Annotated in this window: 13 protein-coding genes and 2 pseudogenes; 5 read left to right on the top strand and 10 right to left on the bottom strand. The window is 68.4% G+C overall.

Annotated features, from left to right (window positions below; translation table 11 throughout):
- Window positions 1–806: 806 nt before the first annotated feature.
- Window positions 807–1037, bottom strand: a complete 231-nt coding sequence (locus EAO75_RS45530) for a hypothetical protein (RefSeq protein ID WP_187284259.1) — start codon at window positions 1035–1037, stop codon at window positions 807–809.
- Between the two features lie 15 nt (window positions 1038–1052).
- Between EAO75_RS45530 and EAO75_RS01500 the strand changes: the two are divergent.
- Window positions 1053–1154: pseudogene (locus tag EAO75_RS01500) on the top strand (IS5/IS1182 family transposase); the annotation flags it as partial.
- A gap of 74 nt (window positions 1155–1228) precedes the next feature.
- Window positions 1229–1363, top strand: a pseudogene (locus EAO75_RS01495) (IS5/IS1182 family transposase); the annotation flags it as partial.
- On the opposite strand, the gene EAO75_RS01490 reads toward EAO75_RS01495, so the two are convergent.
- Entirely contained in the window at window positions 1325–2380 is a 1056-nt protein-coding gene (locus EAO75_RS01490; RefSeq protein ID WP_261989105.1) for a hypothetical protein, read from the bottom strand. The pseudogene EAO75_RS01495 and the gene EAO75_RS01490 sit on opposite strands and share 39 nt — an antisense overlap.
- Before the next feature lie 371 nt (window positions 2381–2751).
- Here EAO75_RS01490 and EAO75_RS48445 point away from each other — a divergent pair, with 371 nt between their 5' ends.
- Together EAO75_RS48445 and EAO75_RS46430 are read left to right on the top strand one after the other, a co-directional pair.
- Complete coding sequence (locus EAO75_RS48445) at window positions 2752–3009, top strand: helix-turn-helix domain-containing protein (protein ID WP_222723912.1); 258 nt, start codon at window positions 2752–2754, stop codon at window positions 3007–3009.
- Window positions 2907–3419 carry a MarR family transcriptional regulator gene (locus tag EAO75_RS46430; RefSeq protein ID WP_410092149.1) on the top strand — a complete coding sequence of 171 codons (513 nt, stop codon included), beginning with the start codon at window positions 2907–2909 and terminating at the stop codon, window positions 3417–3419. Before EAO75_RS48445 ends, EAO75_RS46430 begins: the two co-directional genes overlap by 103 nt.
- Window positions 3420–3677: 258 nt before the next feature.
- Here EAO75_RS46430 and EAO75_RS01475 read toward each other — a convergent pair whose 3' ends face one another.
- The 4 genes from EAO75_RS01475 to EAO75_RS01460 all read right to left on the bottom strand — a co-directional run bounded on the left by EAO75_RS01475 (window position 3678) and on the right by EAO75_RS01460 (window position 7295).
- The gene (locus tag EAO75_RS01475; RefSeq protein WP_147993204.1) at window positions 3678–4151 is read right to left on the bottom strand and encodes a hypothetical protein; all 474 of its coding nucleotides are present in this window, start codon (window positions 4149–4151) and stop codon (window positions 3678–3680) included.
- Between the two features lie 387 nt (window positions 4152–4538).
- Window positions 4539–5069, bottom strand: a complete 531-nt coding sequence (locus EAO75_RS01470; RefSeq protein ID WP_147993203.1) for a MepB family protein — start codon at window positions 5067–5069, stop codon at window positions 4539–4541.
- A 254-nt stretch (window positions 5070–5323) separates the two neighbouring features.
- Window positions 5324–5899: a dihydrofolate reductase family protein gene (locus EAO75_RS01465; protein WP_147993202.1), complete on the bottom strand. Its 576-nt coding sequence runs from the start codon at window positions 5897–5899 to the stop codon at window positions 5324–5326.
- A 211-nt stretch (window positions 5900–6110) separates the two neighbouring features.
- On the bottom strand, window positions 6111–7295 hold the full coding sequence (locus EAO75_RS01460) for a PucR family transcriptional regulator (RefSeq protein WP_410092147.1): 1185 nt from the start codon (window positions 7293–7295) through the stop codon (window positions 6111–6113).
- Window positions 7296–7444: 149 nt separating this feature from the next.
- On the opposite strand from EAO75_RS01460, the gene EAO75_RS01455 reads away from it, so the two are divergent.
- Window positions 7445–8932: a long-chain-fatty-acid--CoA ligase gene (locus EAO75_RS01455; RefSeq protein WP_147993201.1), complete on the top strand. Its 1488-nt coding sequence runs from the start codon at window positions 7445–7447 to the stop codon at window positions 8930–8932.
- A gap of 175 nt (window positions 8933–9107) precedes the next feature.
- Here EAO75_RS01455 and EAO75_RS01450 read toward each other — a convergent pair whose 3' ends face one another.
- From EAO75_RS01450 to EAO75_RS01435, 4 genes are all read right to left on the bottom strand, one after another.
- Complete coding sequence (locus EAO75_RS01450) at window positions 9108–10079, bottom strand: ABC transporter substrate-binding protein (protein WP_147993200.1); 972 nt, start codon at window positions 10077–10079, stop codon at window positions 9108–9110.
- Window positions 10080–10138: 59 nt separating this feature from the next.
- Window positions 10139–10942, bottom strand: coding sequence for a formylglycine-generating enzyme family protein (locus EAO75_RS01445; RefSeq protein ID WP_147993206.1), 804 nt, complete (start codon window positions 10940–10942; stop codon window positions 10139–10141).
- Between the two features lie 83 nt (window positions 10943–11025).
- Window positions 11026–13386, bottom strand: a complete 2361-nt coding sequence (locus EAO75_RS01440) for an arylsulfatase (RefSeq protein ID WP_147993199.1) — start codon at window positions 13384–13386, stop codon at window positions 11026–11028.
- A 207-nt stretch (window positions 13387–13593) separates the two neighbouring features.
- Window positions 13594–14487, bottom strand: a complete 894-nt coding sequence (locus EAO75_RS01435; RefSeq protein ID WP_147993198.1) for a LysR family transcriptional regulator — start codon at window positions 14485–14487, stop codon at window positions 13594–13596.
- Window positions 14488–14983 lie beyond the last annotated feature (496 nt).

The following is a 14983-nucleotide window of genomic DNA, read 5'->3' as shown; positions in this document are numbered from 1 at the left end:
CCCCTCGCGCATGACATCCCGGCTACTTCAGCCGCTACTTGAACCTCGTGGGCACCAAGAGACGTACTACTGGCCGTCCGTGACACCTGACCGATAGATCACCATTTGTTGCCTCGTGTCCCAGCATGCGAAGCACGGTCAATCTAGACCATCGGGGCCCGCCTGAAGAGAGGGGTGTGTGGAAAATGTGCTCAAGATTTGAAGCCGGATCCACGGACCGGTGACCGTCTGTGGGTGCCCGATCACGGGGACGTGCCTTGTGACCTGTGATGACGGGAGTTCTCCGGGCTACCGAAACCGGAATCTCCGAGGCGTCCTGGCACTGCCGACTGGGCCGCGCTCAGGCCTTCTTCGGCTGGATATTGCCGGTGAGGACGTGGCGATGGATGCGGGTGTGGGCGATCGACGGCACGTGGGAACGGATCTTCCCCGCTCTGCTCGCGCAGGCAGACGCCGAGGGGGCCTCGACCGGGTCGTTCCAAACAGGCCGGGGCCCAGTGTGGGAGAGGACTGGGGCGGCTGCCACCACGGTCACGCTGGCGATCCACAGGAGGCTTGCGGCATGGGCGAGTTCGGCACTAGCGCGGCCCAACCGGCCTGAGCGTAAAGGGAAATCAGAGAGCCGCAGCGCTCTGACGCAGGGAGCCGTCGCAGCTGCCCGGGCCTGCCGGTGCGGGCCTGGGGGCCGGTATTGCTGACGCGGACCGTGACCGACGCGGCGTGCACGGTCGTGTCGACCGTGACGGTTCCACCGGGCATGTTGTSGCGGACGKCGWTCTGCAGCAGGTTGTCAAAGAGTTGGCGGATCAGGACGGGGTCGGCGCGCACCGTGCGGTCCTGGGCGAGTGCTGTTCGTCGAGCATGCCCAGATCGACGTCCGCGACAACGAGCGTCCCCCCACCCGTCACGAACTCCTCGGCGAGGCCCCGGTCGATCCACCGGCTGCCGTCCTTGCCCGTGAACAACCCCTGCTCCAGCACCACGACGGTCGGAGCGAACGGCAGGAACTCCGTCTCGGAGAGAACGTCCCGCCGCACGGCGGGAACCGTCCCCGCCTACGGATCCGCCACGAGATACGCGCCGACCTCCGCCAAGGACTCCTCGAACTCGCCTGCAGCATCATCTGCTTGAGACGGCTACGCACCGCAGTCTGAACGATCAGTAATGCGTGTCCGACAGATCGCGCGGCTGAGTTGCCCTGCTGCCGTTACGGCTGGCGTGGGGCTCGGCATGCGCGACTGCCGTCCCAGTCGAGCGTGGGGTCGCCCGGCTGAAGGTGTGGCGGATCTTCCGCCGCTCCCGCTGCAGCCCGAATCGCACGTCGTCAATGGCTGAGGCCGGGGTCCTCACCCTGGACAGGTAACGCTGACGTTGCTGATTGGTATGCCTCTGCCATGGCGTGGAATGAGCGTTTCGGTGCAAGGCTGCCGTCGGGCATCAGCTTGCATACCCCGTAGGAGGCCATGTCGAGGTCGAAGCGCGGGTCGGCGTGGTGCGGGTACTCGTAGCCGGCGAAGGTGAACCAGAAGGCGGTGTCCACGCCTTCCTCGTCGAAGACGGCGAGCATCTCGCGCAGATAGTGGGCCTGTTCTTCCTCGTCGCGGACGTAATCGCCGTTGATGCGGGGCGGATCGGCGTCGTGATCGACGACATCTACCCAGCCCATCCCGCCGCGCTCGGCTGCGCCCCGGTACGTGCAGCAGCCGAACTCGGTCGCCGCGAGCGGCTTTCCGTGCCGGAAATACTCACGCAGGCCCTGACGGAAGGCGTCACTGGCATCGCCGTAGGCGTCCGCACTGACGATGTCGAAGGGCGCCCAATCGACCTGTTCCCACGTTCCGGAAGCGTAGGTGATCTTTCCGCGGAACCGTGAGCGCACCGTCTTTGCGATGTTGGCCAGCAAGGAGTTCAGCCGGGCAGGAATCTCGGCGAGCCCGGCCAATGCCTCGGGGGCACCGCTGGTCAGGGCTTCGATTCTGGCGAGGCTGTCGTCTCCGGGGAGAATGTCGGCGGCAAACAGGCTCAGCTCGCAGCCGGCGACGAAGACGTCCGCTCCCACCTCCTGGGCTCGGTCGGCACAGGTGGCGAAGTAGGGCAGCAGCTCTGCGGCGGATAATTCGCAAGGGAATGGGGAGAACCAGACCTCAAGCCCGGCATCGGCGGCGTGCCGGGCCGCAAGGGCCAGTCGCCCGGGGTCGCCGCCGGTGATCCGCACGGCATCGCAGTGCAGGTCGTCCGCGATGACGCGGATCTCGCGTCGTACCGCGTCGGCGTCGAATGCGGGCCGCGAACTCTTTCCGCCTGGAGTGAAGCCCGTGTCGTAGGTGATGCCTTTGGCTCGCATGGGATGCTCCTGACAATTGATCGACTTGATCGACATCTGTTGCTGCGTTCGGCCGGGCGTCGATGGGAATCGGTCCGGCGGACGGATCTCATGGACGACTTGGGGATGCTTCTGGAGATCAGCTCGACGGCGACCTTGGCCGTGCTCCCACCTCGCTTTTTCCTGGGAGCCCACCTGGGACCACCTGACACCCGTGTTCGGCGATCGGAGCCGAACATTAGGTACCAGTCGAARTTCCAGTCAACGGCGATCTCCTCGGGACCGGGCTATTTACGCTGGTCAGCTACGCACCTGTCGATGCAATGACAGTGATGGTCAATGCACGGTGAAAGAGAGGGTGTTGCAACGATCGGCGACCAGTGCACACACTGTGTGCCGAGACGACCGAATCAGAGGAACCGACCCCGATGCCAGGACGCAGGCTGACCAGAGCCGACCGGCAACAGATCGCTGCGGGGTTGGCGCAGCGCCTGAGCTACGCCGACATCGCCAGACGCCTGAACCGTCCCGCGTCGACAGTGAGCCGCGAGGTCGCGCGCAACGGAGGACCTGGCCGCTACCCATCGAGCATCTGGGCCCCGCCCCCGACGCAACGGCCGCGTTCGTCACCGACCTCACCACAGCACTTGTCGAAACCGGCCTGCCGCGCACCGCCGCCCGCGTGATGGCCTGCCTGTTCGCCTCCGAGACCGGCAGTCGCACCGCCATCGAGATGGCGCAGGACCTGCAAGTCAGCGCGGCGACCATCTCGCACGCGGTCCGCCTGCTGGAACGGCAGGATCTGATCCGCCGCGGCCGCGATGAGCGTGGCCGCCGCCACCGGTATTTCCTCGACGACAAGGCGGGCTTGCGGACCGTCGCGGCCAGCGTCGCCGCCAACCAGCGGTTCGCCGCCACCGCGCTGCGCGGCGCCGCACTCTTCGGAGCCGAGACCGCTACCGGATCCCGGCTCGCCCTGGCAGGCCGATTCTTCGAACGTCTAGGCGACGACCTCATGCGCTCCGCTGAAAAGCACTGGCGTGACATGGTTGGTGACAGGGGCGACGAATACACGCTGACGAGCCACGCGGAGTAGTACGCGGCCTCACTCGCCCTGGCGATCGACCAGGCTGCCGAGAGGCCCGGAGCCTGAAGATCGCCCGCCGCCGCACCCCGCACGGCTCCGCACTCGGCGAATGTGGCGTAGCGGCCCATCCACGCTCGGAGCGCGACGTCGGCGGGGTGCTGTTCGAGCAGGGTGGGGACGCTCGCGGTGACGCTGTCGAGCTCGGCGGCATAGACGGCATCAACGAGGCTCTCGCGGGTGGGGAAGTGCCGGGAATGAGTCGACGCGTCACTGCTCATCGAGGGATGCCTGCCGGGCAAGGAACTCCTCGAACGCCGCCTTCTGCTTCGGATCCATGAAACCCTGGCGGACATTGCGGGCATTCTCCTGGAGCCAGTGCGCCTCGTCGGGGTCCAGTAGCTCGGCGACCACCACGCCTTCGCGAGCAACCGCCGTACGCCCTCCTACGCGCCGACGAAAAAGCGTGAACGCGCCGAATTCCGCTGGGTGGGCCAGTTCCTGCTCCTCCGCCACCTCCCGGTTCTCGTCCCGAGCGCCACTCGTCGGGTAGGCGGTGGGGGCCCAATGCTCCCAGAGCGCCAGCGTGGCCGCCGGCACCAGCACCGCGCGTTCCGCCTCTTCACGCTCCTCCCACATGAACGTGACAGTGACAGGCTCGCCGACCGCCTCGGCCAACCCGAGCACCCTCTCCATCTCATCGTTGATCGGGTAACCCACCACTACATCGACCTCAATACCCATGGCGCCTGAGGCTACTGGCCGCCTCCGACACACCAGACCCATAGCTCCTCCGCCGCGTCGACCACAGCGCACCAGACCAGAGCCGGCGTGCTCTTCACCAACGAGGGTGGCCGGCGCGCAGCAACCCTGACGCCGAGACTAGGGGGTCCGACTCGTCGATCTGCCACAGTGCCGCATCGTCAGAGCAGCACAGGGCTTCATGGTCAGTTGATCGTTGCGCAGCGTGAGACACACCCGGCAGCGCCCGGGTGACGCACGCCGAACCCTGCCCTCACCTGCAGGGTTCGGCGCGTGGCAGACGGCATGGTCCGGCCCGTGGACCTGCGCGCGGAACCGGACTTCCGCCCCTGACGAGCCGGCCGGAGTTGCGGTCGTTTCCGCGCCGCCCTACGGGTGGTAGAGCTCCTGGGCGCGAGCGGAGTCCACAGGCCCGCCCTGGTCCAGGTGCAGGTAGTGCTCCAGTTGCCACGCCTGAGTACTGCCCGCCTGACGGCTGGCGGTGGTCACCCAGGGCGGGTAGACGCGGAAGGCACGTTTCCCACCGGCACCGTCTACTGACACGACACCGCGTCGGCGGAGCACGTCCACGGGAAAGACGAACTGTCCGAAGTGATCACCGTCACGGCTGCTGATGACGAAGAGGTCGACGGGATCCGATACGTCGAAGGGCTGAATGGGCCCACCCGGTGACCTCTTCCACACGGTGACGAACTGGCCGACCTTGGTGGGGGTCGTCTTCGCTGCGCGGAACCGGACGGGGCGGCCGTCAAGGGTGAATGCGTGGGCGGCGTACTCGGCACTCTCGGATTCGGGAACCGGCTGCGAGCAGCTGAATCCGCACGGATCGTAGACGAGCTCTTTCGCCGCCAGCAGATCGTTGTGCGTCGGCGTGCTGTCCGACCACGGTTCGCGTCCCATGGGCTGCGGAACGGATGAGTACTCGCGGTTCGCCATCATTCGTCCACCCTGTCACATGGACTTGTACGGGCGTTGACCCAGAACATTTGAGGAACGCCACCGAAGCCAACCAGTTCGCCCGCGAACACGGCGTCGCCTACCAGCCGACACCAATGTCCACGCACGCCCCGAACACGCCACACCACTCCGCCAAGCCGAAACCGACCAGGCCCGGCCCGCCGCGCCTCGCCTGCGGCACGTCGTCTCCGGCGAGGTCAATGGACGGTAGGCCGGTAGATGAGCTCCTGAATGTGACCGTCGAGCGTCCGGCTCTCGACCAGCTCCAGGTCGAAGTCGGCCGCGCCCCGGAAGATCGGGTCCAGCCCGGTCTGACCGTTGATGACGGGGAAGAGCGTCACCTGCAAGCGGTCGACCAGGCCGGCGGCCATCAGCGCCCGATTCATCGACAGGCTGCCGTGCGAGCGCAACGGCACGTCGGACTCCTCCTTGAGCCGGGCGACGACCTCAACGGCGTCACCGCTGGCGACGGTCGCGTCCGGCCAGTCGAGGGGGCCTTCCAGCGTCGTCGACACCACCGTTGCCGGCAGGCTCCTCATGCGAGTGACCCAACGGTCACGCACGTCGGACTCCTCGGTGCTCGAGGCCAGCATCCGCGCGAATGCGCGATACGTGTTGGCCCCGAAGACCATCCGCTGCTCCGCGTCGTACAAGGCAAGGCGGTGCTCAAGCAACTCGGGGCCCTGCTTGCCCCAGTAGCCGGTCCAGTCGCCGCCGGCGGCGCCAAAGCCGTCGAGGCTGGAAAAGACGTCGAAGGTGTAGCTGACGGTCATGGCGTTCTCCTTGAGTGCGGTTGACCGGTGTGGGCGGAGAGGTGGCGTTCTTCTCCGGGTGGGCTTCGGCGGCCGTCACACCCATTGACCCCAGAACGCATCCGAAATCATCGCTACGCCAATCACAAAGTGGCCCTGGCCACCCGAATACCACGGCCAAACGACCAATCGCAGGCGACAAGGGCTTCTCCATAGAGAAGTCACCTACGGCTCACTGAATGGCGTCACCGAATGACGTGCCCGCCCGGCGGACCGCCAGGAGCGCCACGCGGATGTCCGCCGCCGCTCTCGGATCGGACAGGGAGCGGTCCGTCAGATCCTCGACGCGGCGCAGCCGGTAGCGGACGGTGTTGGGGTGGACGAAGAGGCTGCGCGCCGCGTCCGTGGCGGAGCCGGCGGCGGCGTACCAGTGCTCCAGGGTCTCCAGGAGGCGGGCACGCTCCGCGGCCGGGAGGTCGAGCAGGGGCTGGAGGACCACCTCCACCAGGTGTGCCGCCTCGGCCGGGGCCGCTGCGACGACCATGGCCAGCGGGTCGTCGTCGAACCGTGCGACGCCGGGTCCGGTGCCTGGGAGGCCGTCCAGGGCCAGACGGGCGAAGCGCAGGGCCTGGGGGGTGTCCCGCAGTGAGTGAAAGCAGGGGCTGACACCGACGCGGGCGTCCGCGCGGCGCAGGATGCGCAGGCAGGTGCTCTCCGACGTCGTCGTGGGCAGGGCGGCCAGACCGATCTGCTGGTCGGGCAGCAGCCGCCAGGCGAAGTGGACCTGGGCCTGACGCAGCGCCGCTTCCGTCCCCGCCAGGGGCTCCTCGCCGGGAGCGTCGGTAGCCGCCGCGGCGACCACGTAGGGCCCGCGGTCGGGCAGACCCAGCTCGCGGGCGGCCTCCCACAGGGTGCGGTCGGCGATGACGCCGGTGAACAGCGCCTCCACGAGTGCCGAGCGGCGGGCCTGACGCCGCGAGGTCAGCTCGGCGGTCGTCTCCCGGTAGGCGGCCGCCACCGCCTCCGCGTAGCGGCCGAACAGGGCCCAGATCTCCGCGGACTGGGACACCAGTTGGGCGTCGGTGACCTCGGGATGGGTGCGTGCCTCGGCGAGGATGTCCGTCCACAGGAGCTCGAAGCCGATCCGGTACGCGTGCAGGGTGTCCGCCAGCGGCACGCCCTGCTCGGCGCGCAGGCGCCCGGTCTCCCGGGCCGGGCTCGGGTCCTGCGCGCCCGCGCGGCCGAGCTGCTCCAGGAGCAGGTCCGCGTTGGCGGTGCAGGAGCGGCGCAGCGAGTCGAAGGGGATCAGCGACTCGTCCTTGTAGGCATCGACGTCCGAGCGAATACGCTGCGCCATCCGCTCGCCGAGTTCCGGCAGCCTTGCGTGCAGCGCCGAAACCACTCCTGAGAGGTCCATTACCGCAGCGTAACGCCCCTGTTTTGTTCTCGGGAACAATCCGGGAGGGCAGACGCTGTCAGACCGCACATAGGCCGTCGCCACGGACATCTGCACGATGTCGTCAGCGTGAACAGCGGATTTCGACGGTGACGTTCGTGGAGGCGGTCATGGCCAATCTGGCTCAGTTCCTGGTGGAGACGGCACGGCGGCAGCCGGACCGCCCCGCGCTGCGGCTGGGGGGCCAGGTCACCAGCTACGCGGAGCTCGACGAGCGCAGCGCCCGCGCCGCCGCGCTGCTGCGGGCCGAGGGGGTGCAGCCCGGCGACCGGGTCGCCCTGATGCTGCCCAACGTTCCCGAGTTCGTCGTCCTGTACTACGGCGTGCTGCGCGCCGGAGCGGTCGTCGTGCCGATGAACCCGCTGCTGAAGACCCGGGAGACCGAATACCACCTGCGCGACTCGGGCGCCAAGATGCTCTTCGAGTGGCACCAGGCGCCGGGCGAGGGCGCGCATGGCGCGGCCGCCGCCGAAGTGCGGCACATGGCCGTCGAGCCCGCCGCCTTCGCGGGCCTGCTGGCCGGTCACGACCCATTGCCGGAGGTGAGCGAGCCGGACGACGAGGACGTGGCCGTCCTGCTGTACACCTCCGGCACCACCGGCCGCCCCAAGGGCGCCACGCTCACCCACACCGGGCTGCGGCACAACACCGAGGTCAACGCGGTCGAAGTGCAGCGGATGACGGCGCAGGACGTGGTCGTGGGCTGTCTGCCGCTGTTCCACATCTTCGGCCAGATCTGCACGATGAGCGTGACCGTCCGCACCGGTGCCACACTCACCCTGATCCCCCGCTTCGACCCGCAGACCGTGCTCGACGCCATCGCCCGCGACCGGGCGACGATCTTCGAGGGCGTGCCGACCATGTACGCGGCGCTGCTCCAGCACCCGTCTGAGGCCGACGTGTCCACGCTGCGGATGTGCGTCTCCGGCGGGGCCTCGCTGCCGGTGGAGATCCTGCACGGCTTCGAGCGGCGCTTCGGCTGCATGATCCTGGAAGGCTTCGGCATGTCCGAGACCAGTCCGGTGGTCACCTTCAACCACCCCGACCGGCCCCGCAAGGCCGGGTCCATCGGCACCCCGATCAAGGACGTGGAGGTGCGGCTCCTCGACGACAAGGGCCAGGACGTGGCCCCCGGTGAGATCGGCGAACTGGCCGTGCGCGGGCCGAACGTGATGAAGGGGTACTGGAACCGCCCGGAAGAGACGGCGGCCACCATCCCGGACGGCTGGCTGCTCAGCGGCGACCTCGCGCGCCAGGACGAGGACGGCTACCTGTACATCGTCGACCGCAAGAAGGACATGATCATCCGCGGCGGCTACAACGTCTACCCGCGTGAGATCGAGGAGGTGCTCCACGAGCACCCGGCCGTCGCGCTGGCCGCGGTGGTGGGCGTGGCCGACGCGCATCTGGGCGAGGAGATCGCGGCCGCGGTGGTGCTGCGCCCGAAGGCGCAGGCCACTCCCGACGAGCTGCGGCAGTTCGTGAAGGAGCGAGTGGCGGTGTACAAGTACCCGCGCGAGGTGTGGCTCGTGGACACCCTGCCGACCGGCCCCAGCGGCAAGATCCTCAAGAGGGAGATCAGCGCCCCGGCGGGGTGAGTCGGCAGCGACGCCGGGCCCTGCGGGACGCGGGGCCCGCGTCCCGCTCATGGTCCAGGTCCGCCGCCACCGCTGCACCGACCGGACGCTGAGACAGCTGAGATACCTGAGACACCGCAGCGGACAACCAGCCGTCAGTCGCCCCACCCCCGGAGTCGCTGATCACAGGCCGGCGCTACCCGAGCCACGCCTTCACCTCGTCGGGGTGTGCCGCGACCCACTTCTTCGCCGCCGCCTGCGGTGTCATCTTGTCGAGCGCGATGTACTTGGCGACGGTGTTCTGGTCGTCGTTGGTCCAAGTGAAGTTCTTCACCAGGTCGTAGGCCGGGCTGCCGGATTTCGCGAAACGGGTGCTGACGATCTTGTCGAGGTCGAACACGGGGTAGTCGCAGGCGACCTTCGCGGGATCGGTGTCGCAGCCCGCCGTGTGCTGGGGCAGATCGATATGGACCAGCGGCACCTCCGAGAAGAGCCACTGTGGCTCGTAGAAGTAGCCGATCACCCACTTCTTGTTCTTCTCGGCATCCCGGAAAGCCTGGATCAGAGCGGTCTCGCTGCCCGCGTACACCACCTTGAAGTCCAGTTTCAGGTTCTTCACCAGGGCTTCGTCGTTGGTCTGGTACGACGGGTCGCCGTCAAGGAGTTGGCCCTTGCTGCCGGACTCGGAGGTCTTGAACTTCGCGGCGTACTTGTCGAGGTTCTGCCAGTCGGTGATGTCCGGGTACGTTTTCGCGATCCACGGGGGGATGTACCACCCGATGATTCCCTTGTTGCCGGTCGGGCCGAGGTTGACGGCTGTCTTCTGCTCGGTGATGTATTTCTTCTTCAGGTCGTCGTGGCCCCAGTTCTCCACGATGGCGTCGACCTCGCCCGTCTCGAAGCCCTGCCAGCCGATTTCCGCCTTCAGATCCTTCTGGACGACGTTGCAGCCGAGTTCCTTTTCCGCGACGTGGGCGATGACCGCCGCGTTGGCCTCATAGCCAACCCACGGGCTGACCGCGAGGTTGAGGGTGCCGCACTCGCCCGGACCACCGCCCGCTGCGGAGGTGCCCTCGCCGACCTTCGCCCCGCTGCACGCGCTCAGGGTGAGACCGAGTACGGCCGTCGCCGCGACGCCGGGGCGCCACCTTCTTGCTCGTTGTGCCATGGTCCTGCTCCTTGTGCGCCGGGCGCCTCGCGCCGTGCGGATGGTGGGGTGAGGAGGGGTCAGTTCATGTCCAGGGCGCAGCGGAACCCCACGTTGCCGGTCGTCGAGTCCGGAAAGAGGCCCTGTCTCGCGGCTACCCGGTAGCGGCGGCAGTAGGAGGCGTGGCAGAGGTAGGAGCCGCCCTTGGTGACGCGCCGTCGTCCGCCGCGGGAGGGGGAGAACGGGTCCTCGCACCACTCCCAGACGTTGCCGGTGGCGTTGTACAGGCCGAAGCCGTTGGGCTCGAAGGCGTGGACGGGGCAGGTGCCGTACCAGCCGTCGGCGGTGGGGTGCCGGTTCGGGAAGTCGCCCTGCCACACGTTCATCCGGGGGCGACCACCGGGCTCGAACTCGTCGCCCCAGGGGAACACCTTCGCGTGCAGGCCCCCTCGGGCGGCGCGTTCCCACTCCGTCTCGGTGGGCAGGCGTTTGCCGGCCCAGGCGCAGTAGGCGCGGGCGTCGTCCCAGTCGACATGGATGACGGGATGATCCGGCCGGGTCTCCCAGGCGGAGTGCGGTCCGTCGGGACGGCGCCAGTCGGCGCCCTCGACCTGGCGCCACCAGGGGGCGGCCGCCACCGCCCGGGTGGGCGGGAAGTCGTCCGGGAGCAGCCCGGCGAAGACGAACGACCAGCCGATGCGCTCGGCGCAGGTGCGGTATCCGGTTTCGGCGGCGAACTGCGCGAACTGTGCGTTGGACACCGTGCAGGCGTCGATCCAGAAGGCGTCGACGTGCACCGTGCGCACCGGGCCTTCGCCGTCGGCCGGATAGGCGAATCCGTCCTGGCTGCCCATGAGGAACGGGCCGGCGGGGACCGCCACCATGCCCTCGGGCGTGGCCTGCCGGGCGGAGGACGGCGGGGGCTGCGCCCGGTCCGCGGCCCGGCCGCCGGACGGCGTGCAGCAGCTCACTGCGCCCCCATCACACGCCGGTGCAGTCCCCCGTCGAAGTCGGACGACGCGGCGCCCCGGTCGTCCAGGTCGATGCGCACGGTGTGAATGGTGCCGGTGAACTCGTTGTCGAGGACGGGGTAGTCGTCGGTCACCGGGGTGCTCAGGTCGACTCCGACGTCGAGTGTCTCGTCGAAGGAGAAGTAGTACGGGATGGTCCGCGCGACCCGTCCGCTCGCGTGCTTCTCGCCGTCCACCAGGAGCACGGCGGTTCCTCCCTTGCCGAGCCCTGCGCCGTCGTAGCCGAATTCGAGCCGGATCTCGTGCCGTCCGGGCGCCAGGGGCTCTTCGCCGCGCACGGTGTACAGGTTCATGCCGAAGTAGTTGTAGGCGTAGGCCGGCCTGCCGTCGGTGACGTACAGGCTCCAGCCGCCGAATCGGCCACCCTGCGAGATGATCACGCCGCCGGCGTCCGTGGCCGGCAGGTCGACGTCCGCGGTGATGCTGTGCGAGCGGTTCTTGACGTTGAGGGTGGTCTCCTCCGTGAACCGCCGCATCCCCGCGCGGTAGGTGATGGACGTCCGCTCGCCGAGCAGATCGATACGGCCCGCCACGGCGGGGTTCTCCCGTTCCGTGACCCGGTCGTCGAGGGGGAAGACCTGGTACTTCGCCGCCTCGATCAGGAACAGGTCCTGCAACCGCCGCAGCTTCTCGGGGTGTTCGGCGGCGAGGTCGCGCGCCTGGCTCCAGTCGTGGTCGACGTCGTAGAGCTCCCAGACGTCGTCGGTGAACCGCCGGCTCTTGTCCGGCACCATCTCCCAGGGGATGCCGTGCCGGGTGACCGCCATCCAGCCGTTGTGGTAGATGCCCCGGTTGCCGCACATCTCGAAGTACTGGGTCCGGCGGTGCTCGGTCGCGGCCGGGTCGGTGAGCGTGCGCCCCATGCTCGTGCCCTCGATGGGCTGCTGGGGCACCCCGTCCACACTGAACGGCGCCGGGATTCCCGCGCAGTCCAGGATCGTCGGCAGGATGTCGATCACGTGCGAGAACTGGTGACGCAGCCCGCCGCGCTCGGGGACCCCTCGCGGCCAGTGCAGGATCATGCCGTCGCGGGTGCCGCCGAAGTGCGAGGCCACCTGCTTGGTCCACTGGTAGGGGGTGTTCAGGGCCAGCGCCCACCCCGCCGGCGCGATCGGGTAGCTGAGGGGTCCGCCGATCTCGTCCAGGTGGTCGATCATCTCGTCGGGGTCGTCGACCACGCCGTGCCCGAGCCGGTGCTCGACGATCGTCCCCTCGATGCCGCCCTCGCCCGAGGCACCGTTGTCGCCCAGGATGTAGAGGACGATGGTGTTGTCCAGCTCGCCGAGCTCCTCCAGTGCGTCGAGGAACCTGCCTACCTGGACATCGGCGTGCTCGGTGAATCCGGCGAACGTCTCCATGAAACGGGCCGACAACCGCCGCTGGTTGTCGCTCAGTTCGTCCCAGTGGGGAACGCCCTGCGCCCAGGGCGCGAGCTCCGTCTGAGGGGGTACGACGCCGAGTTCCTTCTGCCGCCCGAGGGTCATCTCCCGCTGCCGGTCCCAGCCGTGGTCGAAGCGGCCGCGGTACTTCTCCTGCCATGCCCGTCCGACGTGCAGCGGCGCGTGCGCGGCGCCCAGCGCGAGGTAGGTGAAGAACGGCCGGTCCGGAGTCAGCGTGCGCTGGGTGCGCACCCAGTCGATGGCGTGGTCGACGAGGTCCTCCGAGAGGTGGTAGCCGTCCTCGGGGCGGCGATCCGGCTCGACGGGGGTGGTGCCCCGGTACAGCAGCGGGTACCAGTGGTTCATTTCGGCGCCCATGAAGCCGTAGAAGGTGTCGAACCCCTCCCCCGTCGGCCAGCGGTCGAACGGGCCGACCGGACTGATCTCGCGTGGCGGGGTCTGGTGCCACTTGCCGAAGGCGGCCGTGCTGTATCCGTTGCCCTGCAGGATCTGGGCCATGGTCGCCGCGCTGCGCGGCCGGAATCCGTTGTATCCGGGGGCCGCCGTGGTCATCTCGGTGGTGCCGCCCATGCCGACCGAGTGGTGGTTGCGTCCGGTCAGCAGGGCCTGGCGGGTGGGCGAGCACAGGGCCGTCACATGGAAGCGGGTGTAGCGCAGGCCGTTGTCCGCGAGTCGCTCCGCGGCCGGCATCTCGCAAGGTCCGCCGAACGCGCTGGAGGTGCCGAACCCGAGGTCGTCGACGAGCACGATCACCACGTTCGGGGCGCCCTCGGGCGCAGGGACCGGACCGATGGGGGTGAAGTCGGTGTCCTGGTCGTGTACGTCCATCGCGGCCGTCAGCGGCCGGCGGGTATCCGGCCGCGGAAGTATGTGCCGTCCCGCGTCGAACTCAGTCATTCAATTCTCCGATTCGGTGGCCCGGCGGGGAAAATCACACCCTCTTTTCGCAGCCTGAGTACCGGCGTTGCAGGGCATTAATGGGTCCTCTGAAATGCCCCGACCTGCGATGCAGTCAAGGTGTCAGTCACTGCCTGAGCCGGTCAACGAGGTCGCTCGGATTCACGTGAACCGGTTTTGAATGAAGGCGGTAGAGATTCTCTATACCTACTGGATATGTCCGTCCCGGGTGGATGAGGACGCCAGGTCCACGAATGCCTGGGCTGCCGGGGACAGTTGACCCGACCGCCAGACCAGTCGGCCTTGGCGCAGCAGCCGCGGACGATGGGACAGCATCCGGGCACCGCGCAGTGCGGCGTCCCGGGCCATGGAAGCGGGCAGTACGGCGGCGCCGACGCCGGAGAGGACGAGCGGCACGATCATCGCGCGGTGCGCGGTCTCCACCGCGATGCGTGGTGCGACACCCAGTGCGGTGCACACGTCGTCGACCGCCGCCCGGGTCTCGGTGCCCGGCGGTGTCACGATCAGGTCCAGGGCCGTCAGTTGACGTGAGGTGATGGTGTCGCCCGACGGATGCGGGTGGTCGGCGGGCAGCACCACATGCATCTCCTGCTCCGGCAGATCGATCCCGCTGAGGTCCGCCGTGGGCACCGAGGCGTCCACCAGACCGAGTTCGCACTGCCCGGCCCCGACCATCTGCGCCACGGCAGGCCCCCGCTCCGGATCGACCACGCGTACGCTGACCTTCGGATACGCGCGATGGAAGCGGCCCAGCATGTCGGCCAGAGGGTCGACGGAAAGGGTCGTCTGCGAAACGATGTCGAGCCGACCGCCGCTGAGCCCGAGGACCTCCCGCACCAGGGAACCCGCCGTGAACAAGTCACGCAGGACCTGCCGGGCCGGCCGCACCAGCGCCTCACCGGCCGGGGTGAGAGAGACACCCTGCGCGAGCCGGTGAAACAGCTTCCCGCCGCATTCGCGCTCCAGAGTGCGGATGGCATGCGACAGCGAAGGCTGCGCTACATGGAGCGCGTTGGCCGCGGCCGTGAAACCGCCGTGCTCGACGACCGCGATGAAGTACTCCAGCTGACGTCGTTCCATCGGATCTCCGTCGAATCTGCGCGCGTCCAAGGGCGCCAACGCGCCTACCGCCCACCGCACGCGCCGGCGGGCGAACGGCAGACACAGTCTGCATCGGCCGACCGTCCGGTGCAGGACCGGGCCACCGATCGGACTTTGAACCGACTGATGACAAAGTATGGACGCGCTCGGCAAAAGTCCCCTACGGTATCGGCGCGACCGCACGAGTACCACCTCTGCGCGCTCCCCGCGCAGTGGTATCTCGACCGGAGTGCAATCCGGCGGCCTCCGGTCCGTTCTGGAGGACCGATGCATCCACGGTTGTTCCGCCGCGCCCGACGACGGCTCACCCCCCTGCTTGTCGGAAGCTTCCTTGTCGTGGTTGGGGGTCTGGCCCGGCTTGAGCGTGCACAGCTTGCTGAGCGGAACCTGGGTGTCGAACACCCGCAGAGTCACTCCCGGTTCCTGCGGTGGGATGTCATCGGGGGCGGCGACGGACGGGGGTGCTGCCCACACG

Source organism: Streptomyces sp. UW30 (assembly GCF_008042075.1).
Classification (GTDB): Bacteria; Actinomycetota; Actinomycetes; order Streptomycetales; family Streptomycetaceae; genus Streptomyces.
Note: the sequence above shows the minus strand (reverse complement) of the source record. Positions and strands in the feature narration are given on the sequence as shown.